The organism is Cedecea neteri (assembly GCF_000757825.1).
GTDB classification, from domain to species: Bacteria; Pseudomonadota; Gammaproteobacteria; order Enterobacterales; family Enterobacteriaceae; genus Cedecea; species Cedecea selenatireducens.
This window is the reverse complement of the sequence record NZ_CP009451.1, coordinates 922,157-943,556: the sequence shown is the minus strand read 5'-3', so window position 1 is coordinate 943,556 and position 21,400 is coordinate 922,157. Positions and strand designations below refer to the sequence as shown.

Here is a 21,400-nt window from a genome sequence, read left to right as displayed (position 1 = left end):
CTGGCGCAACCTTGAGACGTCTAACCCTAGCGTTAGATGCCATGGGTGGGGACTTCGGTCCTTCCGTGACAGTGCCTGCAGCTTTGCAGGCACTGGACTCTAACACTTCGCTTAATCTTCTTTTAGTCGGCAATCCCGACGCTATCTCGCCATTACTTGCCAAAGCTGATTTCGAGCAACGCTCGCGTCTGCAGATTATCCCTGCGGAATCGGTTATTGCCAGTGATGCCAGACCTTCTCAGGCGATTCGTGCCAGCCGCGGTTCGTCAATGCGCATTGCGCTTGAGCTGGTGAAAGAGGGGCGGGCGGAGGCCTGCGTCAGTGCCGGAAACACCGGCGCGCTGATGGGGCTTGCAAAATTACTGCTCAAACCTATTGAGGGGATTGAGCGCCCGGCGCTGATGACGGTATTACCGCACCAGCAAAAGGGCAAAACGGTGGTGCTTGATCTCGGCGCTAACGTAGACTGCGACAGCACGATGCTGGTGCAGTTTGCCATTATGGGCTCTGTAATGGCCGAAGAGGTGCTCGGTATCAGTCGCCCTAAAGTGGCGTTACTGAACATCGGCGAAGAAGAGACTAAGGGGCTGGACAGTATCCGTGAGGCCTCTGCTTTATTAAAAACAATGCCTTCAATGAACTATATTGGATACCTTGAGGCCAATGAATTGCTCACCGGCAAGACCGATGTGCTGGTCTGTGATGGTTTTGTCGGTAACGTCACACTCAAGACGATGGAAGGTGTTGTCAGGATGTTCCTTTCGCTGCTCAAATCGCAGGGGGAAGGAAAAAAAAGGTCGTGGTGGCTGATTATATTGAAGAAGTGGCTACAAAAGCGCCTGATACGGCGATTCGGTCACCTCAACCCCGACCAGTATAATGGCGCCTGTCTGTTAGGATTGCGCGGCACGGTGATTAAGAGTCACGGTGCGGCCAATCAGCGAGCGTTTGCTGTCGCGATTGAACAGGCAGTGCAGGCGGTGCAGCGGCAAGTCCCCCAGCGGATTGGCGCTCGCCTGGAATCTGTATTACCTAAGAGTGACTGAGCGTACATGTATACGAAGATTATTGGTACCGGCAGCTTCCTGCCTGAACAAGTGCGTACTAACGCTGACCTGGAAAAAATGGTCGATACGTCTGACGAGTGGATTGTCACCCGCACAGGTATCCGTGAACGCCGTATTGCTGGCCCGACTGAAACGGTTTCGACCATGGGTTACGAAGCCGCAATCCGCGCGCTGGACATGGCCGGCATTGATAAAAATGACATCGGCCTGATCGTTGTTGCGACAACGTCTTCAACGCATGCTTTCCCAAGCGCGGCGTGCCAGATTCAGTCCATGCTCGGGATTAAAGGCTGCCCGGCGTTTGACGTGGCTGCCGCCTGTGCGGGCTTTACCTATGCGCTGAGCATTGCCGATCAGTACGTTAAGTCTGGCGCCGTGAAAAACGCGCTGGTTATCGGGGCTGATGTGCTGGCGCGGACCTGCGATCCTACCGATCGCGGCACGATCATTATTTTTGGCGACGGCGCAGGTGCCGTCGTGCTGGGTGCATCTGAAGAGCAGGGCATCATTTCTACGCATCTGCACGCAGACGGCAGCTATGGTGACCTGCTGACGCTGCCGAACGTCGATCGCGTGAATCCTGAGAATTCAATTCACCTGACGATGGCCGGGAACGAAGTCTTTAAAGTCGCGGTGACCGAGCTGGCTCACATCGTCGACGAGACTCTGGCAGCAAATAACCTCGATCGCTCCGCGCTTGACTGGCTGGTGCCGCATCAGGCTAACCTGCGCATCATCAGCGCGACCGCGAAAAAACTCGGCATGCCGATGGATAACGTCGTCGTGACGCTGGATCGCCATGGTAATACGTCTGCCGCTTCCGTACCGGCAGCGCTGGACGAAGCGGTACGCGATGGTCGCATCAAACGCGGTCAGCTGGTACTGCTGGAAGCGTTCGGCGGTGGCTTCACCTGGGGCTCTGCACTGGTTCGTTTTTGATTAAAGGAATTTTCGACATGACGCAATTCGCTATGGTGTTTCCGGGACAGGGTTCCCAGTCCGTTGGCATGCTGGCCGATCTCGCCGCAGGCTATCCGGTGATTGAAGCCACGTTCCGCGAAGCTTCTGATGCGCTGGGTTATGACCTGTGGGCGCTGACCCAGCAGGGGCCAGCGGAAGAGCTGAATAAAACCTGGCAGACTCAGCCTGCGCTGTTGACGGCCTCCGTCGCATTATGGCGCGTTTGGCAGCAGCAGGGCGGTAAAGCACCTGCACTGCTGGCGGGTCACAGCCTGGGTGAATATTCCGCGCTGGTTTGCGCTGGCGTCATTGATTTCGCCGATGCCGTTCGTCTGGTCGAGCTGCGCGGCAAGCTGATGCAGGATGCCGTTCCGGAAGGAACCGGCGCGATGTCCGCTATCATCGGCCTCGACGATGCTTCCATTGCAAAAGCCTGTGAAGAGTCAGCGCAGGGACAGGTTGTCTCTCCGGTGAACTTTAACTCTCCGGGCCAGGTCGTTATCGCCGGTAACAAAGAAGCCGTTGAGCGTGCCGGAGCCGCCTGTAAAGCCGCTGGCGCAAAACGCGCTCTGCCGCTGCCGGTTAGCGTACCGTCTCACTGCGCGCTGATGAAGCCTGCGGCCGACAAACTGGCGGTAGCGCTGGAAAATATTACCTTTAACGCACCGGCTATTCCGGTCGTGAACAACGTTGACGTGAAGTGCGAAACCTCACCGGAAGCCATTCGTAGCGCGCTGGTTCGCCAGCTCTACAGCCCGGTGCAGTGGACCAAATCCGTAGAATTTATTGCGGCACAGGGCGTCTCCCATTTGCTGGAGGCTGGCCCAGGTAAAGTGCTGACCGGGCTGACCAAACGTATTGTTGACACCATGACGGCAGCGGCCATTAACGAGCCGGCTACGCTGTCAGCGGCGCTTGAACAATAAGACGAGGAAAACCATGAGTTTTGAAGGAAAAATTGCGCTGGTAACCGGCGCTAGCCGTGGTATTGGCCGTGCTATCGCTGAGACTTTAGTGGCTCGCGGTGCAAAAGTTATCGGTACCGCGACCAGCGAAAGCGGCGCGCAGGCCATCAGTGATTATCTGGGCGAAAACGGCAAAGGCTTCATGCTGAACGTGACCGATCCGGCTTCTATCGACGCCGTGCTGGACAGCATTCGCAAAGAGTTTGGCGAAGTCGATATTCTGGTGAACAACGCCGGGATCACTCGCGATAATCTGCTGATGCGCATGAAAGATGATGAGTGGAACGACATTGTCGAAACCAACCTGTCATCTGTTTTCCGTCTGTCAAAAGCGGTAATGCGAGCTATGATGAAAAAGCGTCATGGGCGTATTATCTCTATCGGTTCTGTGGTTGGTACCATGGGAAATGCTGGTCAGGCTAACTACGCTGCGGCGAAGGCTGGTTTGATTGGCTTCAGTAAATCGCTGGCGCGTGAAGTTGCGTCCCGCGGTATTACTGTGAACGTTGTTGCTCCGGGCTTTATTGAAACGGACATGACGCGTGCGCTCTCTGATGAACAGCGTGCGGGTATTCTGGCGCAGGTTCCTGCGGGTCGCTTAGGCGGCGCAAATGAAATCGCCAGTGCTGTAGCATTTTTAGCCTCTGACGAAGCTGGGTACATCTCTGGTGAGACCCTTCACGTCAATGGCGGAATGTATATGGTTTAATCACGGTGAAAAATATTTGCGTTATTTGGGTGAATGCCCGCAAAATAGCGTAAAATCGTGGTTTGACCAGCCGGGATTTGGTTGCATCTTTTCAAACATTTTATACACTACGAAAACCATCGCGAAAGCGAGTTTTGATAGGAAATTTAAGAGTATGAGCACTATCGAAGAACGCGTTAAGAAAATCATTGGCGAACAACTGGGCGTTAAGCAAGAAGAAGTAGTGAACACCGCTTCCTTCGTTGAGGACCTGGGCGCTGATTCTCTTGACACCGTTGAGCTGGTAATGGCTCTGGAAGAAGAGTTTGATACTGAGATTCCGGACGAAGAAGCTGAGAAAATCACTACCGTTCAGGCTGCCATTGATTACATCAACGGTCACCAGGCGTAAGTGAACATCTCCAGGCGGTCATTCGACCGCCTGAGTTTTATCTGAATTATCCCACTAGTATTTTATCCCTCCCTGGAGGACAAACGTGTCTAAGCGTCGTGTAGTTGTGACCGGACTGGGCATGTTGTCTCCTGTCGGCAATACCGTAGAGTCTACCTGGAAAGCTCTCCTTGCCGGTCAGAGTGGCATCAGCCTGATCGACCATTTCGATACTAGCGCCTATGCAACGAAATTTGCTGGCTTAGTAAAGGATTTTAACTGTGAAGACATTATCTCGCGCAAAGATCAGCGCAAGATGGATGAATTCATTCAATATGGAATTGTTGCTGGCATTCAGGCCATGCAGGATTCTGGCCTGGAAGTAACGGAAGAAAATGCGACTCGTATCGGTGCTGCAATTGGCTCTGGTATCGGTGGCCTGACGCTTATCGAAGAGAACCACACCTCGTTAGTTAACGGTGGCCCTCGTAAGATCAGCCCGTTCTTCGTGCCTTCGACCATCGTCAACATGGTGGCAGGTCATCTGACCATTATGCTGGGTCTGCGTGGTCCGAGCATTTCCATTGCCACGGCTTGTACCTCTGGCGTGCACAATATCGGTCATGCGGCGCGTATTATTGCCTACAATGATGCCGATGTGATGCTGGCCGGTGGCGCAGAGAAAGCCAGTAGCCCGCTGGGCGTGGGTGGTTTTGGCGCGGCTCGTGCACTGTCTACCCGTAACGATAACCCGCAAGCGGCAAGCCGCCCGTGGGATAAAGATCGTGATGGCTTCGTGCTGGGCGACGGCGCAGGCGTTATCGTGCTGGAAGAGTACGAACACGCGAAAAAACGCGGCGCGAAAATTTATGCGGAAGTTGTTGGTTTTGGGATGAGCAGCGATGCTTACCACATGACTTCTCCACCAGAAAACGGTGCAGGTGCTGCGCTGGCGATGGAAAACGCACTGCGCGATGCAGGGATCTCTGCGGGGCAGATTGGCTACGTCAACGCCCACGGAACCTCAACGCCAGCAGGCGATAAAGCCGAAACGCAGGCGGTTAAGTCTATCTTTGGTGCTGATGCGAGCCGCGTAATGGTGAGCTCAACCAAATCGATGACCGGCCACCTGTTAGGCGCGGCGGGGGCAGTAGAGTCCATCTACTCAATCCTTGCGCTGCGCGATCAGGCTGTTCCGCCGACCATCAACCTCGATAACCCGGATGTTGGCTGCGACCTCGACTTTGTGCCGCACGAAGCTCGCCAGGTTAGCGGTATGGAGTACACCCTGTGTAACTCCTTCGGTTTCGGTGGTACTAACGGTTCTCTGATCTTTAAGAAGGTCTAACCGTTTCTGAAAGGGCCCGCTTACGGGCCCTCAGATTGATGACAAACAGCCGAAAAAAGTGGTTTTCGACTGTTTGGGGCAAGCCAGTGAACACACTTCATTGTTTTTATAAGTCCCGGGTCGGGGCATTTTGAAGCAATGAACTTCGCTAGCCGTCTCAGGGGCCCTTACGGGCCCTTTTGCTGTTCAGAATTCCCCTCTTGTCGCCCGCGAATCCCTCTGGCAACCTTACGTTTCCGTCACCTGAGGAATCTCTATGTTTCTTATCAATGGTCAGTGGCAGGACGCACTCCCGGCAAACGACCGGGCGATTCAGTTTGGCGATGGCTGTTTTACCACGGCAAGCGTCATCGACGGCGCCGTTCGCTTTCAGGCCGATCATCTTCGCCGTCTGCAGCATGCCTGCGAGGCGCTGACGATCGCGCCGGTTGACTGGGGCAGGCTCAACGAAGAGATGACTATGCTGGCAGCATCCGAATCCCGTGCCGTTCTGAAGGTGATTATTTCTCGTGGGGCCGGCGGGCGCGGCTATAGCGCCTCAAATTGTACGCAGCCTACGCGAATGCTTTCCCTCTCGCCTTATCCTGCTTTTTACTCCGCCTGGCGCGGGCAGGGGATTACGTTGGCGCTCAGCCCGGTAAAATTAGGGATCAATCCTGCCCTGGCAGGCATTAAACATCTTAACCGGCTTGAACAGGTGCTTATCCGTACGCATCTTGAACAGACGACTGCCCAGGAGGCGCTGGTTCTTGACAGCCAGGGGAGCCTGGTGGAATGCTGTGCGGCTAATTTATTCTGGCGCAAAGGACGTGACGTTTACACCCCGCGTATCGACGGTGCAGGCGTTAATGGCACCATGCGGCAGCGCATCATTTCGCATCTCAGCGGTTCCCCATGGAGGATCCATGAGGTCAGCGAAGGGCCAGAAACTCTGGCGGGTGCGGATGAGGTCATTATTTGCAACGCGCTGATGCCGGTGGTGCCGGTAAACCAGGCCCAGGACTGGCAGTATACGTCGCGCGAGCTTTACCGTTTTTTAGCCCCACTTTGTGAGTAACCGATTACCGATGAAAAAGATTTTACGTTTCTTTCTGGTTCTGTTGATTGTCCTGGGAATCGCCGCCGGGGTTGGCATGTGGAAGGTACGCCAGCTGGCAAAAGCGCCGCTGCCGATCAATCAGGAAACCATTTTCACGCTGAAGCAGGGCACCGGGCGCCTGGCGCTGGGCACCCAGCTTTATGAAGAGAAACTGATCGTGCGACCGCGTGTCTTTCAGTGGCTGCTGCGCGTAGAGCCTGAGCTGGCGAATTTTAAGGCGGGCACCTATCGCCTCACGCCGGGGATGACGGTCACCGACATGCTGCACCTGCTCGCCAGTGGAAAAGAAGCCCAGTTCCCGCTGCGATTGGTTGAAGGTATGCGCCTGAGCGATTTACTCGAACAGCTGCGTGACGCGCCTTATATTCAGCACACGCTAAAAGACGACAGCTATGCGACCGTGGCGGAAACGCTCAAATTTGAGCACCCGGAGTGGGTTGAAGGCTGGTTCTACCCGGACACCTGGATGTACACCGCCAATACCACGGACGTTGCCTTGCTCAAGCGCGTTCATCAAAAAATGGTCAAAGCTGTGGCACAAGCATGGGAAAGCAAGGTCGACGGTTTACCGTACAAAACTGAAAACGACCTGGTGACCATGGCCTCAATTATTGAGAAAGAGACCGCGGTGGCGGGTGAGCGTGACCAGGTCGCTTCTGTCTTTATCAACCGCCTGCGCATTGGCATGCGTCTGCAGACCGATCCAACCGTTATCTACGGGATGGGCGACAGCTATAATGGTAAGCTAACGCGCAAAGATCTCGAGACGCCGACGCCTTATAACACCTATGTGATTAGCGGCATGCCGCCGGGGCCGATTGCCGTGCCGAGCGAGGCGTCTTTGCAGGCGGCCGCGCACCCGGCTAAAACGCCGTATCTCTATTTTGTTGCTGATGGTAAGGGTGGCCATACCTTTAGCACTAACCTCGCCAGCCATAACAAGGCGGTACAGGTTTATATCAAAGCTCTCAAGGATAAGAATGGACAGTAAATTTATCGTCATCGAAGGACTGGAAGGCGCGGGGAAAACCAACGCCCATAACGTGGTTGTGGCGACGTTAAAAGAGCTGGGTATCAGCGAGATGACTTTTACGCGTGAGCCCGGCGGCACGCCGCTCGCTGAACGCCTGCGCGAGCTAACGCTCAACAACGCCGGCATCGGCGATGAGAAGGTGACCGATAAAGCAGAGGTGCTGATGTTTTACGCGGCACGCATCCAACTGGTAGAGACGGTTATCAAACCGGCATTGGCGCGCGGTAGCTGGGTTATTGGCGACCGCCACGATCTCTCCACCCAGGCGTATCAGGGGGGAGGGCGTCAGATTGACCAGAACCTGCTGATGGCGCTGCGCAACACCGTTCTGGGTGATTTTTATCCTGACCTGACAATTTATCTCGACGTGACGCCGGAAGTAGGCCTGACGCGCGCGCGCGCTCGTGGCGAGCTTGACCGCATTGAGCAGGAATCAATCGACTTCTTTAACCGTACTCGTGCTCGCTATCTGGAACTGGCCAACAGCGACAGACGCATTAAAACTATCGATGCGACTCAGCCGTTGGATGACGTTTCCCTGGCCGTGCGCGAGGCCGTTCTGAGCTGGTTCCGGGAGCAAAAATAGTGAAATGGTATCCGTGGCTACGCGGCGCGTTTGAGCAGCTTATCGGCCAGTATCAGTCCGGCCGCGGACATCATGCTCTGTTGCTTCATGCCCTACCGGGGTTGGGCGACGATGCCTTAATCTACGCCCTCTGCCGCTGGCTGATGTGCCAAAGCCCGGAAGGCAACAAAAGCTGCGGCCGCTGCCATAGCTGCCAGCTGATGCAGGCGGGAACGCATCCCGACAGCTACTCCCTTGAGGTAGAAAAGGGCAAATCAAGCCTCGGGATTGATGCGGTTCGCGTCATTACCGAAAAGCTTTACGGTCATGCCCAGCAGGGCGGGGCCAAAGTTGTCTGGCTTAAAGATGCCGATATGCTGACCGAAGCGGCGGCTAACGCGCTGCTGAAAACGCTGGAAGAACCGCCGAAAAATACCTGGTTCTTTCTGAGCAGCCGCGAGCCTGCGCATTTGCCCGCGACGTTGCGCAGCCGCTGCCTTTACTGGCACCTTGCGCCGCCGGACGAAGGTTTTTCTCTTGCGTGGCTGGGGCGTGAAATAAATATGTCCGCAGAGGAGCTGCAGGCTGCTTTACGCCTCAGCTCTGGGGCGCCCGCCGCCGCGCTTGCCCTCCTGCAGCCGGACCAGTGGAAGGCCCGCCAGCAGCTTTGTGAGAAGCTGACTCAGGCGGAGGATGCCAGCAATATGCTGGCTCTGTTACCGGCGTTGAATCATGAGGACGCCGCTCGCCGCCTTCACTGGCTGTGCGCGCTGCTTCTGGATGCCCTCAAGTGGCAGCAGGGCGCCGGGGCCTGGTTAACAAATGCTGATATGCAGCCGTTAGTCGCCAGGCTTAGCGCCCGATATTCTTCTGCCGTATTGCAGAGCCTTTTACACCATTTGTTCACCTGTCGCGAAGAGCTGCTCAACGTGGTGGGTGTTAACCGCGAGCTGTTGCTCACGGAAAGCCTTCTTACGTGGGAGCGTCTGGCCCGGCCTGGCGCACTGCTTCACTCACATCATCTCTAAGAGTATTACTATGTTTCTGGTCGACTCACACTGCCATCTCGATGGCCTGGATTATCAATCCCTGCATAAAAACGTTGATGACGTTCTGGACAAAGCCGCCGCCAGGGACGTGAAGTTTTGCCTGGCCGTTGCCACGACCCTGGAAGGTTACCGCGGCATGCGCGAGCTGGTGGGCGAGCGCGATAACGTGGCCTTCTCGTGTGGCGTGCATCCACTGAATCAGGATGAAGAGTACGACGTTGAAGATCTGCGCCGTCTGGCCGCCGAGCCGGGCGTTATCGCGATGGGGGAAACGGGGCTGGATTACTTCTATACGCCGGAAACAAAACCGCGCCAGCAGGAATCGTTTCGTCACCACATTCGTATCGGTCGCGAGCTGAACAAGCCGGTGATTGTGCATACCCGTGATGCCCGCGCCGATACCCTGAGCATTCTGCAGGAAGAAAAAGTGACAGAGTGCGGTGGGGTACTACACTGTTTCACGGAAGACAGAGAAACGGCGGGCAAGCTGCTGGATATGGGGTTTTATATTTCGTTCTCCGGCATTGTGACCTTCCGCAATGCCGAGCAGCTGCGTGATGCGGCGCGTTATGTGCCGCTGGACAGAATGCTGGTGGAAACGGACTCGCCGTATCTCGCGCCGGTGCCGCATCGCGGCAAAGAAAACCAGCCGGCCATGACGCGCGATGTGGCCGAGTATATGGCCGTATTGAAGGGCGTTTCGCTGGAAGAACTGGCGACCGCGACGACGCAGAACTTTGCTGATTTGTTCCACATCCCCTTGTCCCGCCTGCAATCTCTCTGAAATCCATAGTTATTTTAAAGCTCGTAATTAATAGCCTAAGCGAGTAAAGTGCACCGCCATAAAATGGGCGGTGCATGCTCGTTTTGAATCATTTGTACGCGTGTTATGTAAATTAATGAAAGTTTTTCGCGCGGCTGGCTGAGAAACGTGATAGCCGTCAAACAAAGTTTTCGTTATTTATTTTACTCTGCGTAATAAATAAAAGGACACTTAGATGTCCTGTTTATGAACCGGTTCTCCCCCCGGTTCGATGCGTAAATGCGTACAAAAAAAGCACAAATACTCAGGAGCACTCTCTATTATGTTTAAGAATGCATTTGCTAACCTGCAAAAGGTGGGTAAATCGCTGATGCTGCCAGTATCCGTACTGCCTATCGCAGGTATTCTGCTAGGCGTCGGTTCTGCAAACTTCAGCTGGCTGCCGGTTGTTGTATCCCATGTTATGGCGGAAGCGGGCGGTTCTGTCTTCGCCAACATGCCGCTTATCTTTGCTATCGGTGTTGCGCTGGGCTTCACTAATAACGACGGCGTGTCTGCTCTGGCTTCAGTCGTGGCCTATGGCATCATGGTGAAAACCATGGCCGTGGTTGCGCCTTTGGTTCTGCACCTGCCTGCGGAAGAAATTGCCGCTAAACACCTGGCGGACACCGGCGTTCTCGGCGGTATCATCTCCGGTGCAATTGCCGCATACATGTTTAACCGTTTCTACCGCATCAAGCTGCCTGAGTATCTGGGCTTCTTCGCCGGTAAACGCTTTGTGCCGATCATCTCCGGCCTGGCCGCTATCTTCACCGGTATTGTGCTGTCCTTCATCTGGCCACCAATCGGTACGGCTATTCAGACCTTCTCTCAGTGGGCTGCATACCAGAACCCGGTCGTTGCCTTCGGTATCTATGGCTTCATCGAGCGCTGCCTGGTACCGTTTGGTCTGCACCACATCTGGAACGTTCCATTCCAGATGCAGATTGGTGAATACACCAATGCTGCGGGCCAGGTGTTCCACGGTGATATCCCACGTTATATGGCAGGCGACCCAACTGCGGGCAAACTGTCCGGTGGCTTCCTGTTCAAAATGTACGGCCTGCCGGCTGCGGCGATTGCTATCTGGCACTCTGCTAAACCAGAGAACCGTGCAAAAGTGGGTGGGATCATGATCTCCGCCGCGCTGACTTCGTTCCTGACCGGTATCACCGAGCCAATCGAATTCTCCTTCATGTTCGTGGCACCGATCCTGTACGTGATTCACGCTATCCTGGCGGGTCTGGCATTCCCAATCTGTATTCTGCTGGGTATGCGTGACGGAACGTCCTTCTCTCACGGTCTGATTGACTTCATCGTGCTGAGCGGTAACAGCAGCAAACTGTGGCTGTTCCCAATTGTCGGTATCTGCTACGCGATCGTGTATTACACCATCTTCCGCGTACTGATTAAGGCACTGGATCTGAAAACCCCGGGTCGTGAAGACGCCACCGCAGAAACCACCGCTGGCGTTACCAGCGAAATGGCTCCTGCCCTGGTTAGCGCTTTCGGCGGTAAAGAAAACATCACTAACCTCGACGCTTGTATCACCCGTCTGCGTGTTAGCGTGGCCGACGTTGCCAAAGTCGACCAGGCTGGCCTGAAGAAGCTGGGTGCAGCAGGTGTAGTTGTCGCAGGTTCCGGCGTTCAGGCTATTTTCGGCACCAAGTCCGATAACCTGAAAACTGAAATGGATGAGTGGATCCGTAACAACTAAGTTTGTTCGGGGAGCGATAAGGGAGGCGAAAGCCTCCCTTTTTTGTTGCTGACAAAGCGTGAATTTGTTTTAAAGGTCAGCACTTAACCAAAGAAAAGCGTTCAGAAGGTTGAGTCAAATGAGCGCCTCGCTCATACTCCCATCACCGTTTTCTCCTTCAAGGAACAGGTCATGGCCGAAGAAACTATTTTCAGTAAAATTATTCGTCGTGAAATTCCGGCGGATGTGGTTTATCAGGACGAACTGGTTACCGCATTTCGTGATATTTCCCCGCAGGCGCCTACCCACATTCTCATCATTCCTAACGTGCTCATCCCTACCGCCAATGACGTTAAGGCAGAGCACGAACTTGCGCTGGGGCGCATGATGACCGTTGCGGCTAAAATTGCAGAGCAGGAAGGGATTGCCGCTGACGGCTACCGCCTGATCATGAACTGCAACCGTCACGGTGGGCAGGAGGTATACCACATTCACATGCACCTGCTGGGTGGCCGTCCGCTTGGCCCAATGCTGGCGCATAAGGACTGATCCGATGCCGCGCTTTTCCCTGTGTTTATTAGCAATGCTGCTGGTGGCAGGCTGTAGCTCTCGCCCGGCCATTCCGGTGAACGGTGACCAGACGTTGGTTATGGAAGCGGCGGTGCTTGCCGCCGGGATTAGCGCTGAAAAACCGGATATCTCTCAGCGCAACGGTGCCACGGTGGCCGAGTCGTCGCTGTATAATGAGCAGCATAAACCGGTCACGCTGTACTATCGTTTCTACTGGTACGATGCAAAAGGGCTGGAAATCCACCCGCTTGAAAAAGTGCGTACCCTCGTTCTCCCGGCGCAGTCTTCGCAGCGTATTGACTCGACTGCAGCCTGGCCTGGAGCTAAAAAAGTACGTCTTTCTCTCTCTGTAAGGAGCGAATTTTGATTAGGGGACTTCATCGTTATCTGGCCGTCACCGCGGTGGCGCTGATACTGACCGGGTGTATTAATCGCGGCGAGCAGCCGGCCCCGGTAGAAGAGGCTAAACCAGGCGTTGAGCAGCCAGCTCAGCCGGAGCCGACGGTACCAACGGTCCCGACCGTGCCAACGCAGCCTGGCCCTGTTGAACAACCAGAGCCGACGATCCCGGCGCAGCCAAAAGTGCGGACCTACGACTGGAACAGCTCCATGCAGCCGATGGTCAGTAAAATGCTGCAGGCGGAAGGCGTGACGCCAGGTAGCGTTCTGCTGGTGGACAGCGTCAACAACCGCACCAACGGCAGTCTGCAAACCAGCAGCGCGACGGAAGCCCTGCGCGGTGCGCTGGCGAACAATAACAAGTTTACGCTGGTCTCTGCCCAGCAGCTCTCTATGGCGAAGCAGCAGCTTGGGCTCTCGCCGCAGGACAGCCTGGGCACGCGAAGCAAAGCCATCGGCATTGCGCGTAACACCGGTGCGCAGTACGTGCTCTATACCAACGCCAGCGGCAACGTGAACACGCCAACGCTGAAAATGCAGCTGATGCTGGTGCAGACCGGCGAAATCATCTGGTCGGGTAGCGGTGCTGTTCAGCAAACCAACTAAGGCATCGCTCGATGCGGCAGTAACTCGATATCTTCCGGCGGCTCAGGCTGCCGGTTGTTTTTCTGCTCTTGAAGGTCTCAGCGGCACAAGCTATCGGGTCGTCAGCGAGGGCGAATGTTTTGCCGCGAGAAGACTTCCCGATGCACGCCTGCCCGGCGTCTCTCTTCAGCGTCATTATCGTGCGCTAAAGCGTTTACCGGCGGGGATTGCCCCAAAACCTTATTGTCTGGCAGAAGGCTGGCTGTTCACCCGCTGGCTCGATGGGGAGGTTTCGCCGAACCTGGCCCCGCTCACTGAATTAACAAGCCTGTTATATTATCTTCATCGCCAGCCGTGCTTTGGCTGGCGGATTAGCCTTGTCCCGCTGCTGGAGTACTACTGGCAGGTAAGCAGCCCGAAAAGACGCACCCTGAGCTGGCTACGTGAATTAAAGCGCCTGAAGCGTCGCAAAGAGCCCCGGCCTCTTCGGCTGGCGCCGCTGCATATGGATGTTCATGCGGGGAATCTCGTGCGGCAGGGTGAAAAGCTGGGGCTTATCGACTGGGAATATGCCGGGGACGGCGATATTGCGCTCGAGCTGGCGGCGGTGCAGGCCGCGAACGTTGTCGATGGCGAAGCGTTGTTGGGGCTATATGCCGGTCAGGCATCGCTCTGCGTCGAGCGTCTTCGTCGCCAGGTTGCGCGCTGGCAGCCGTGGATTGCGTTACTTATGGCGTCCTGGTACGAATGCCGCTGGCAGCAAACCGGGGAGCAAAACTTTATTACGCTGGCAGACGACGCATGGCGCGCGCTGCGGGCGATGAAACATCAGGAGAGAGTATTGTGGGCCCAGTAATGTTGGATGTGGCCGGCTTTGAGCTGGATGCCGAAGAGCGTGAAATTTTGCAGCACCCTCTGGTCGGCGGTTTGATTCTTTTTACCCGTAACTACCACGATCCGGAGCAGCTGCGCGAGCTGGTTCGCCAGATCCGTGAAGCTTCGTACAACCGTCTGGTTGTGGCCGTCGATCAGGAAGGCGGGCGCGTCCAGCGCTTCCGTGAGGGGTTTACTCGCCTGCCTGCGGCGCAATCTTTTGCTGCACTTCGCGGGCTCGAAGAGGGCGGCAAGCTGGCGGCAGAAGCAGGCTGGCTGATGGCGAGCGAAATGATCGCCATGGATATCGACATCAGCTTCGCGCCTGTGCTGGATATCGGGCATATCAGCGCGGCGATTGGCGAGCGCTCTTATCATGAAGATCCGTCCAAAGCGCTGGCGATGGCAACACGTTTTATCGACGGTATGCATGCCGCAGGCATGAAAACCACCGGCAAACACTTCCCGGGCCACGGCGCGGTCACCGCTGATTCCCACAAAGAAACGCCGCACGACCCGCGGCCTAAAGCGGAAATTCGCGAGCATGATATGCGTATTTTTGCCTCGCTGATTAGCGAGAACAAGCTGGATGCCATCATGCCAGCCCACGTCATCTACGATGAAGTTGACCCACGCCCGGCGAGCGGTTCGGAGTATTGGCTAAAAACGGTAATGCGAGGAGAGCTGGGCTTTAACGGCGTTATCTTCTCCGACGATCTGTCGATGGAAGGCGCGGCCATCATGGGCAGCTACGCCGAACGCGGGCAGGCATCGCTGGACGCGGGTTGCGATATGATCCTCGTCTGCAATAATCGTAGTGGGGCGGTGAGCGTGCTGGATAACCTGTCGCCGGTCAAAGCAGAACGTGTTACAGGTTTGTATCATAAAGGTTCATTTACCCGTCAGGAGCTGCGTTCATCGGCGCGCTGGAAGCAGGTGAACCAGCAGCTGGAGGCGCTGCACGAGCAGTGGCAGGCCCAGAAGGCGGGCGTCTAATATTCAGGCCGTGAGGCCTGGTGGTATGCGGTGAGGATGCAATGATTATCTATTTACACGGTTTTGACTCAAACAGTCCCGGTAACCATGAAAAAGTGCTGCAGCTTCAGTTTATCGATCCCGACGTGCGGCTCATCAGCTACAGCACGCTGCATCCGAAGCACGACATGCAGCATCTGCTGAAAGAAGTCGATAAAATGCAGCAGCTTACCGACGACGAACGGCCGCTGATTTGCGGCGTGGGTCTGGGGGGATTCTGGGCGGAACGTATCGGTTTTCTCTGCGATATGCGGCAGGTTATCTTCAACCCGAACCTTTACCCCCATGAAAACATGGAAGGGAAAATCAACAGGCCGGAAGAGTACGCCGATATCACCACCAAGTGCGTGCAGAACTTCCGCGAGAAGAACCGCGATCGCTGCCTGGCTATCCTCTCACGCAACGACGAAGCGCTGGACAACCGGCGCACGGCAGAAGCGCTGCATTCCTATTACGAAATCGTCTGGGACGAGCAGCAGACGCATAAGTTCAAAAATATCTCCACGCATTTACAGCGCATTAAGGCTTTTAAAACGTTGGGCTGATTTTTCCCGCGCACTAAAACAGGCCAGCCTCGTGCTGGCCTTTTGTTTATCTTTTCGGCATAAAAATTGATGTATATCAATTTTGGTATGACCAATGCACCCTTCATGTTATTCTCGGTAAAGTTAAGCGTTAAACGTGCAGTAACCCTTTGTTAATTAAAGGCTATTTAGATAACTTTTAATTAACAATTGGTTAATATTTTAGGGGGTCAAGTTGACTACACCATTGAAAAAAATAGTGATTGTCGGCGGTGGGGCTGGTGGTCTGGAGCTGGCGACTCAGCTGGGTAAAAAACTGGGCCGCGGCAAAAAAGCCAAAATCACCCTGGTAGACCGTAACCACAGCCACCTGTGGAAGCCGCTGCTGCATGAAGTGGCAACCGGTTCGCTGGATGAAGGCGTGGATGCGTTGAGCTACCTGGCGCACGCGCGCAACCATAACTTCCAGTTCCAGCTGGGCTCCGTGGTGGACATCAACCGTGAAAGCAAAACGCTGACCATCGCCGAGCTGCGCGATGAGAAGGGCGAGCTGCTGGTGCCAGAGCGTAAGGTGCCTTACGACACGCTGGTGATGGCCCTGGGGAGTACCTCCAACGACTTCAACACCCCTGGCGTAAAAGAAAACTGCATCTTCCTCGACAACCCACACCAGGCGCGTCGCTTCCATTCTGAGATGCTGAACCTGTTCCTGAAGTACTCCTCAAACCTCGGCGCGAGCGGCAAGGTTAACATCGCTATCGTCGGCGGTGGGGCGACCGGGGTTGAGCTGTCCGCTGAACTGCATAACGCCGTTAAGCAGCTGCACAGCTACGGCTACAAAGGGCTGACTAACGAAGCGCTGAACGTCACGCTGGTGGAAGCCGGGGAGCGTATCCTGCCTGCGCTGCCGCCACGTATTTCCGCCGCAGCACACAGCGAACTGACCAAGCTTGGCGTTCGCGTGCTGACGCAAACCATGGTCACCAGCGCCGAAGCGCATGGCCTGAACACCAAAGACGGCGAGTTTATCGAGGCGGACCTGATGGTCTGGGCGGCGGGGATCAAAGCGCCAGACTTTATGAAAGATATCGGCGGCCTTGAGACTAACCGCATTAACCAGCTGGTGGTTGAGCCGACGCTGCAGACCACGCGCGACCCGGATATCTACGCAATCGGCGACTGCGCTTCCTGCGCTCGTCCTGAAGGTGGCTTCGTGCCTCCACGCGCTCAGGCTGCGCACCAGATGGCTTCCCGCGCATTGACCAACATTCTTGCGCAGATGAAAGGCCAGCCGCTCAAAGCCTACAGTTACAAAGATCACGGCTCGCTGGTTTCGCTGTCCAAATTCTCCACCGTCGGCAGCCTGATGGGTAACCTGATGCGCGGCTCGATGATGGTAGAAGGCCGCATCGCCCGCTTCGTGTACATCTCCCTGTACCGTATGCACCAGATTGCGCTGCACGGCTACTTTAAAACCGGCCTGATGATGCTGGTAGGCAGCATCAACCGGGTGATCCGCCCGCGCCTGAAGCTGCACTGAGTTTTTACTCTTTTGAAACCCGGCCACCGCGCCGGGTTTTTTATTGCCGGTAACCAGCATAAAACTCGGCATATTCCTAAGTGGCGGCTCAGAGTTGTCTTAAACACGCCTTGTCGCCACACAATCCCGCACTTTTGATCCGTTGTCTGATTTCTCAAAGCTGTCACCGCAGTGCAAAATTAGGTTAACAACAAGGTCAGGAGGATGTCCTGTGAATAAATCAATGTTAGCGGGTATTGGTATTGGCGTGGCCGCTGCGCTGGGCGTGGCTGCGGTAGCCAGTTTGAACGTGTTTGACCGTGGTCCCCAGTATGCACAGGTGGTGTCTGCGACGCCAATCAAGGAAACGGTAAAAACGCCGCGTCAGGAATGCCGGAATGTGGCCGTGACGCACCGTAAGCCTGTCCAGGATGAGAACCGTATTCTGGGTTCTGCCCTGGGTGCGGTGGCCGGTGGCGTACTGGGTCATCAGTTTGGCGGCGGTCGCGGGAAAGATGTTGCCACGGTCGTCGGTGCGCTGGGCGGCGGTTATGCCGGGAACCAGGTGCAGGGCGCGATGCAGGATGGGGACACTTATACCACCTCCCAGCAGCGCTGTAAGACGGTGTATGACAAGTCAGAGAAAATGCTCGGCTATGACGTCACCTACAAAATCGGCGATCAGCAGGGTAAAATCCGCATGGATAAAGACCCCGGCACCCAGATCCCTCTGGATAGCAAAGGCCAGCTGGTGCTGAACAAAGCCTGATATCCAGCGTTAAAGAAAACCCGCCAGCCACGGCGGGTTTTGCGTTTTTAGTGCTCGCCACGCAGCGTTTGTTGCAACGTCAGTAAGGCCCTGACTTCCTGCATTCTGCGGCGGGTTAAGGCGGGTATTGCCTGCGGCGACCGCTCAAACAGCGTTTCGTCGCCAAAAATAACTTCGCTCAGGCAGCGGTCGTACAGCGGGCCGCTCATGTTCAGCTCGGGTTCGTCGTCTATGGTCAGCGTTTCCTCTGTGCCACGGCGGTCGACGGCAATCACGCTGCCATTTTTCAGCACGATATTTATTCCTTTTTGCCCCCCGGCTGGTCCGGCGTATTTGTTCAGTTGCAGTACGCAGGGGACCCCGCCAAGCTGGCCGCGCAGCAGCGCCTGGCCTTCTGCGGTGGTGAAGTCGCCGGGTAAAATACCGTTGCCGGGCCGGTCTTTGGCCAGCAACAATTCAAGCTCCAGCGACTCGTCGGCACCTGCCTGCATCAACGTTTCCCGCATCATCGCCAGCACGTGCGTGCCGATATCCACGATAACGCCGTCCGGATGGCGCAGCTCGCGAGTATCGGGCTCGCCGGTGGCAAAATTGAGCGCGATGGGCTCTCCGGCGGCATTAAAGCCGCTCGGCTCAAGTAAAAAGCCCTCAATACGGTCGATATCTTCCAGGCGCTCAATAAACCGTGCCGCATCGGTTCTCACCATCCAGTGATCCAGGGCGAGAACCCTGGCGGCAACGGCCGGGTCGCTTAGCAGGGCGTCAAGTTCATCAAGCTGCTGTCGCGTGGCCGCGACAGGTTTTTCCACCACCACGGGCACCGGGCTTTGCTGCAGCACGCTTTTAAGCATCGGCAGATGCTGGAGCGATGAGGTGGTGATAAAGACTAAGTCCAAAGGCAGCGCTAAAAGCTGCGGCAAAGACGGTAACAGCGTAATGGATTCTGAACGGTAGCGTGGCGCGGGATCAAAGCCATAGCAAACCACATCCCGCCGGGAAAGCCGCTGAATGGCCGGCAGATAAGCCGTTTCTATCACGCTGCCCACGCCAATAAACCCAATTTGCATATCGTCTCCGGTCATAAGAGAGGCTTAAATATCCCTTATTTTTAAAAGACTATTTGGCGCTGGTCGAGGGATAAACTGTTAGGAAGGGTAAGCGAGTGAACTTGCCCGGCAGGCGCCGGGCAAGGGGAGCAGCTTAGAACTTAACGGAGTAGTTCATGCCGAAGGTGCGGCCGCGGCCTTTGTAGTCATACAGTGAAGCAGGGCCATAGCCCGGGCTGTAGTACAGCGGTGCACGCTGGCCCCAGACGGTGGTGTAGTCACGGTCAAAGACGTTTTCTACGCTGAAGCTGAGTTTACCCACCGGAAGATCGTAGCTGCCGAGCAGGTCGACGGTGGTATAGCCGTCTACGCTGTAGCCTGCCGCGTCGCTCACGTTAAAGGAGGTGGTGCTCTGCACGCGAAGGCTCCACGGATCTGGCGCCCAGCCGATGTAGGCAGTCGCTTTCGACGGGCTTGCCACCTTCACGTCATACTTCTGCCAGCTGCCGTTAACCTTAGATTCCGTTTTCAGGACGTTAAAGTTCGCGCCGGTGCTCCAGTTGGTATCCGGAATAAAGTAGTCTACCGCGCCTTCCACGCCGTAAATACGACGCTTGTCGTCCACGACGCTGATGGTCAGGTCTTTATTCGCCAGCACGCTCTTATCGGACAGCGAGTAGTAGGCTGCAATCTGCGTGCGCAGGTTGTCGCCGGTGTAGCGCCAGCCCAGCTCGTAGGAGTCAACCTTCACGCCCTGCAGCTTGCTGGCGTCTACGTTGACGCTGTTGGTCAGCGGCAGATGGCCGTTAACCGCTGCGCCATAGGTGCCGCGGCCGTAGTATTTACCCGGATCCGGCAGCTCTACGCCCTGGGAGAAGTTCAGCCAGGCCTGCTGGCGCTCGGTGATGTGCATCAGCAAACCGGCGTTGAACAGGAAGTTATCGTAGTCGGTGGAGCCGCCAGGGATAGCGTCGGCAGATTTTGCCGTACCGGCCGCAAGTTGCTGCTGCTGCGCGAAGCCGATGAAATCATCAATCTTATTCTCGGTGTACTGGTAGCGCACGCCGCCGCTCAGGGTAAAGATATCGTTGATGTCATAGCTGGACTGCAGGAAGGCGGCCAGGTTGCTGATGTCATACGACGGGTAACGCCCGGTGGTATAAATCTTCTGATTGTTCAGGCCGCCGGAGGCGCTGGCCTGCGCCAGATCGAAGAACATCTGGTTAGAGGTAAAGCGCTCGTGGTCGGCGTCCAGGCCGTAGGTCAGCTGCCAGCCGTCGAGCGGCTTGCTGTTCATCGTCAGCTTCGCGCCGTACTGATTGGTATCCTGCTGGGAAGAAGAAAACGCGGTCGCTTTCTTGTTCGCATTCACCGTCGGGAACGGATAGAACAGCAGCGACTCGTCGCGATAGTAAACCTGGCCCACCAGCTCCTGGCCGAGGAAATCGCTATTGGAATACTGCATGCTGATCAGGTGACGTTCGGTGCCCGGCACACGGTCAGAATTCAGGCCTTTGCTGACGTACGGGCTGCTTGAGCCGCTGATGGCGGAGAAGTTTTTCCCGAGGTTCAGGCCGTAATCATCGTCACCCTTGCTTTTGTAATACTGGGTGACTAACTGCAGCTGCTGGTTTTCGTCGATGTTCAGCGTGCCGGTGCCCATCACGTCCAGGCGGTCGGAATACTGCAGGCCGGTCTGGGTATTATCCAGCAGCGTGGCATCGCCGTTGCCGTCAAACCAGCCGCCAAACTTCTGGTAGGCTACCGACGCACGACCAGAAATATGGTCGTTACCGCCGGAAATGGCGCTGGCGACGCGTTCATCGTGATCTTTACTGCTGTTAAAGCCGCTCTTGATCCCGGTTTCAAATTCTACCTGGGTATCCTTCTGGCCTTTTTTGGTCACGATGTTGATAAGTCCGCCGGTACTGCCGCCGCCGTAAAGGGCGGTTGCGCCGGAAATAACTTCAATATGATCGATGTTGAACGGATCGATAGAGTCCAGCTGGCGGCTGTCGGTACGGGAAGAGTTGAGGCGTACGCCGTCAACCAGTACTACCAGCGGGCGACCACGGACGTTCATGCCGTAGTTGGTGCGGCTCTGGCTGCTGACGTCAAGGCCGGGGATCAGCTGGGCCAGCGCGTCTTTAAACTCTTTGCCGCCCTGGATCTGCTGCTCCAGTTCGGCCTGTTCAATCACCCAGGTGGTTTGGGCCATTTCGGCGACGGTGCGGTTGCTGCGGTTGGCGGAAACCACCATCGTCTCGTCACTGGTTTGCTGTGCGACTGCCGGCGCCATCATGGCGAGCAGTAACGGGTTAAGCGCCCAAAGCGTTTGCTTTTTGGTTATCATCATTGTTCCTTCACACGGGCTGACAAACATCGGCCCAAATATGCTGTGTCCTCGTTACCCTTCA

The 21,400-nt window shown here is 55.8% G+C and carries 22 protein-coding genes; 20 read left to right on the top strand and 2 right to left on the bottom strand.

The genetic code is table 11. The annotated features are described in order from the left end of the window. Positions 1–11: 11 nt before the first annotated feature. The 20 genes from plsX (at position 12) to JT31_RS04075 (ending at position 17,937) form a co-directional block, all read left to right on the top strand. Entirely contained in the window at positions 12–1,046 is a 1,035-nt protein-coding gene (plsX, locus tag JT31_RS04170; RefSeq protein WP_071842929.1) for a phosphate acyltransferase PlsX, read from the top strand. 6 nt (positions 1,047–1,052) lie between these two features. Beyond that, positions 1,053–2,006, top strand: coding sequence for a beta-ketoacyl-ACP synthase III (locus tag JT31_RS04165; protein WP_038473641.1), 954 nt, complete (start codon positions 1,053–1,055; stop codon positions 2,004–2,006). 17 nt (positions 2,007–2,023) lie between these two features. Beyond that, a complete protein-coding gene (fabD, locus tag JT31_RS04160) occupies positions 2,024–2,953 on the top strand; it encodes an ACP S-malonyltransferase (RefSeq protein ID WP_038473638.1) in 930 nt (309 codons plus the stop codon). Between the two features lie 13 nt (positions 2,954–2,966). Then, positions 2,967–3,701, top strand: a complete 735-nt coding sequence (gene fabG, locus JT31_RS04155; RefSeq protein WP_038473634.1) for a 3-oxoacyl-ACP reductase FabG — start codon at positions 2,967–2,969, stop codon at positions 3,699–3,701. A gap of 154 nt (positions 3,702–3,855) precedes the next feature. Beyond that, positions 3,856–4,092 carry an acyl carrier protein gene (gene acpP, locus JT31_RS04150; protein WP_004157115.1) on the top strand — a complete coding sequence of 79 codons (237 nt, stop codon included), beginning with the start codon at positions 3,856–3,858 and terminating at the stop codon, positions 4,090–4,092. Positions 4,093–4,177: 85 nt separating this feature from the next. Further along, positions 4,178–5,419, top strand: a complete 1,242-nt coding sequence (gene fabF, locus JT31_RS04145) for a beta-ketoacyl-ACP synthase II (RefSeq protein WP_038473629.1) — start codon at positions 4,178–4,180, stop codon at positions 5,417–5,419. A gap of 256 nt (positions 5,420–5,675) precedes the next feature. Further along, positions 5,676–6,476 carry an aminodeoxychorismate lyase gene (gene pabC / locus JT31_RS04140; protein WP_038473626.1) on the top strand — a complete coding sequence of 267 codons (801 nt, stop codon included), beginning with the start codon at positions 5,676–5,678 and terminating at the stop codon, positions 6,474–6,476. Between the two features lie 10 nt (positions 6,477–6,486). After that, positions 6,487–7,509, top strand: a complete 1,023-nt coding sequence (yceG, locus tag JT31_RS04135) for a cell division protein YceG (RefSeq protein WP_038473624.1) — start codon at positions 6,487–6,489, stop codon at positions 7,507–7,509. Further along, positions 7,499–8,137, top strand: coding sequence for a dTMP kinase (gene tmk, locus JT31_RS04130; protein WP_038473620.1), 639 nt, complete (start codon positions 7,499–7,501; stop codon positions 8,135–8,137). Before yceG ends, tmk begins: the two co-directional genes overlap by 11 nt. Next, complete coding sequence (gene holB / locus JT31_RS04125; protein WP_038473617.1) at positions 8,137–9,144, top strand: DNA polymerase III subunit delta'; 1,008 nt, start codon at positions 8,137–8,139, stop codon at positions 9,142–9,144. Before tmk ends, holB begins: the two co-directional genes overlap by 1 nt. 10 nt (positions 9,145–9,154) lie before the next feature. Next, positions 9,155–9,949, top strand: coding sequence for a metal-dependent hydrolase (locus JT31_RS04120; RefSeq protein WP_038473615.1), 795 nt, complete (start codon positions 9,155–9,157; stop codon positions 9,947–9,949). Positions 9,950–10,250: 301 nt separating this feature from the next. Beyond that, positions 10,251–11,684 carry a PTS glucose transporter subunit IIBC gene (ptsG, locus tag JT31_RS04115; RefSeq protein ID WP_038473612.1) on the top strand — a complete coding sequence of 478 codons (1,434 nt, stop codon included), beginning with the start codon at positions 10,251–10,253 and terminating at the stop codon, positions 11,682–11,684. 171 nt (positions 11,685–11,855) lie between these two features. After that, positions 11,856–12,212, top strand: coding sequence for a purine nucleoside phosphoramidase (gene hinT, locus JT31_RS04110; protein WP_008453457.1), 357 nt, complete (start codon positions 11,856–11,858; stop codon positions 12,210–12,212). 4 nt (positions 12,213–12,216) lie between these two features. Then, positions 12,217–12,600, top strand: coding sequence for a YcfL family protein (locus tag JT31_RS04105; RefSeq protein ID WP_038473609.1), 384 nt, complete (start codon positions 12,217–12,219; stop codon positions 12,598–12,600). Next, complete coding sequence (gene lpoB / locus JT31_RS04100) at positions 12,597–13,238, top strand: penicillin-binding protein activator LpoB (protein WP_038473606.1); 642 nt, start codon at positions 12,597–12,599, stop codon at positions 13,236–13,238. The genes JT31_RS04105 and lpoB overlap by 4 nt, the downstream gene beginning before the upstream one ends. Continuing rightward, entirely contained in the window at positions 13,216–14,073 is an 858-nt protein-coding gene (thiK, locus tag JT31_RS04095; protein WP_038473604.1) for a thiamine kinase, read from the top strand. The genes lpoB and thiK overlap by 23 nt, the downstream gene beginning before the upstream one ends. Continuing rightward, entirely contained in the window at positions 14,061–15,086 is a 1,026-nt protein-coding gene (gene nagZ, locus JT31_RS04090; RefSeq protein ID WP_038473601.1) for a beta-N-acetylhexosaminidase, read from the top strand. Before thiK ends, nagZ begins: the two co-directional genes overlap by 13 nt. Positions 15,087–15,127: 41 nt before the next feature. Then, positions 15,128–15,670, top strand: coding sequence for an alpha/beta hydrolase YcfP (ycfP, locus tag JT31_RS04085; protein WP_038473600.1), 543 nt, complete (start codon positions 15,128–15,130; stop codon positions 15,668–15,670). Between the two features lie 214 nt (positions 15,671–15,884). Then, the gene (locus tag JT31_RS04080) at positions 15,885–17,189 is read left to right on the top strand and encodes an NAD(P)/FAD-dependent oxidoreductase (protein WP_038473598.1); all 1,305 of its coding nucleotides are present in this window, start codon (positions 15,885–15,887) and stop codon (positions 17,187–17,189) included. Positions 17,190–17,400: 211 nt separating this feature from the next. Continuing rightward, positions 17,401–17,937 (top strand): glycine zipper 2TM domain-containing protein, encoded by a 537-nt coding sequence (locus JT31_RS04075; RefSeq protein ID WP_071842928.1) that lies wholly within the window; start codon positions 17,401–17,403, stop codon positions 17,935–17,937. Positions 17,938–17,984: 47 nt separating this feature from the next. Here JT31_RS04075 and JT31_RS04070 read toward each other — a convergent pair whose 3' ends face one another. Beyond that, a complete protein-coding gene (locus tag JT31_RS04070; RefSeq protein WP_038473594.1) occupies positions 17,985–19,004 on the bottom strand; it encodes a Gfo/Idh/MocA family oxidoreductase in 1,020 nt (339 codons plus the stop codon). 133 nt (positions 19,005–19,137) lie between these two features. Continuing rightward, complete coding sequence (iutA, locus tag JT31_RS04065; protein ID WP_038473593.1) at positions 19,138–21,339, bottom strand: ferric aerobactin receptor IutA; 2,202 nt, start codon at positions 21,337–21,339, stop codon at positions 19,138–19,140. Positions 21,340–21,400 lie beyond the last annotated feature (61 nt).

Bases quoted from the DNA above. Each gene is read 5' to 3' on its own strand.
- pabC (WP_038473626.1), top strand. From the start codon at position 5,676: ATGTTTCTTATCAATGGTCAGTGGCAGGACGCACTCCCGGCAAACGAC.
- yceG (WP_038473624.1), top strand. From the start codon at position 6,487: ATGAAAAAGATTTTACGTTTCTTTCTGGTTCTGTTGATTGTCCTGGGA.
- JT31_RS04120 (WP_038473615.1), top strand. From the start codon at position 9,155: ATGTTTCTGGTCGACTCACACTGCCATCTCGATGGCCTGGATTATCAA.
- acpP (WP_004157115.1), top strand. From the start codon at position 3,856: ATGAGCACTATCGAAGAACGCGTTAAGAAAATCATTGGCGAACAACTG.
- hinT (WP_008453457.1), top strand. From the start codon at position 11,856: ATGGCCGAAGAAACTATTTTCAGTAAAATTATTCGTCGTGAAATTCCG.
- iutA (WP_038473593.1), bottom strand. From the start codon at position 21,339: ATGATGATAACCAAAAAGCAAACGCTTTGGGCGCTTAACCCGTTACTG.
- ptsG (WP_038473612.1), top strand. From the start codon at position 10,251: ATGTTTAAGAATGCATTTGCTAACCTGCAAAAGGTGGGTAAATCGCTG.
- JT31_RS04165 (WP_038473641.1), top strand. From the start codon at position 1,053: ATGTATACGAAGATTATTGGTACCGGCAGCTTCCTGCCTGAACAAGTG.
- JT31_RS04105 (WP_038473609.1), top strand. From the start codon at position 12,217: ATGCCGCGCTTTTCCCTGTGTTTATTAGCAATGCTGCTGGTGGCAGGC.
- ycfP (WP_038473600.1), top strand. From the start codon at position 15,128: ATGATTATCTATTTACACGGTTTTGACTCAAACAGTCCCGGTAACCAT.
- JT31_RS04070 (WP_038473594.1), bottom strand. From the start codon at position 19,004: ATGCAAATTGGGTTTATTGGCGTGGGCAGCGTGATAGAAACGGCTTAT.
- tmk (WP_038473620.1), top strand. From the start codon at position 7,499: ATGGACAGTAAATTTATCGTCATCGAAGGACTGGAAGGCGCGGGGAAA.
- fabG (WP_038473634.1), top strand. From the start codon at position 2,967: ATGAGTTTTGAAGGAAAAATTGCGCTGGTAACCGGCGCTAGCCGTGGT.
- fabD (WP_038473638.1), top strand. From the start codon at position 2,024: ATGACGCAATTCGCTATGGTGTTTCCGGGACAGGGTTCCCAGTCCGTT.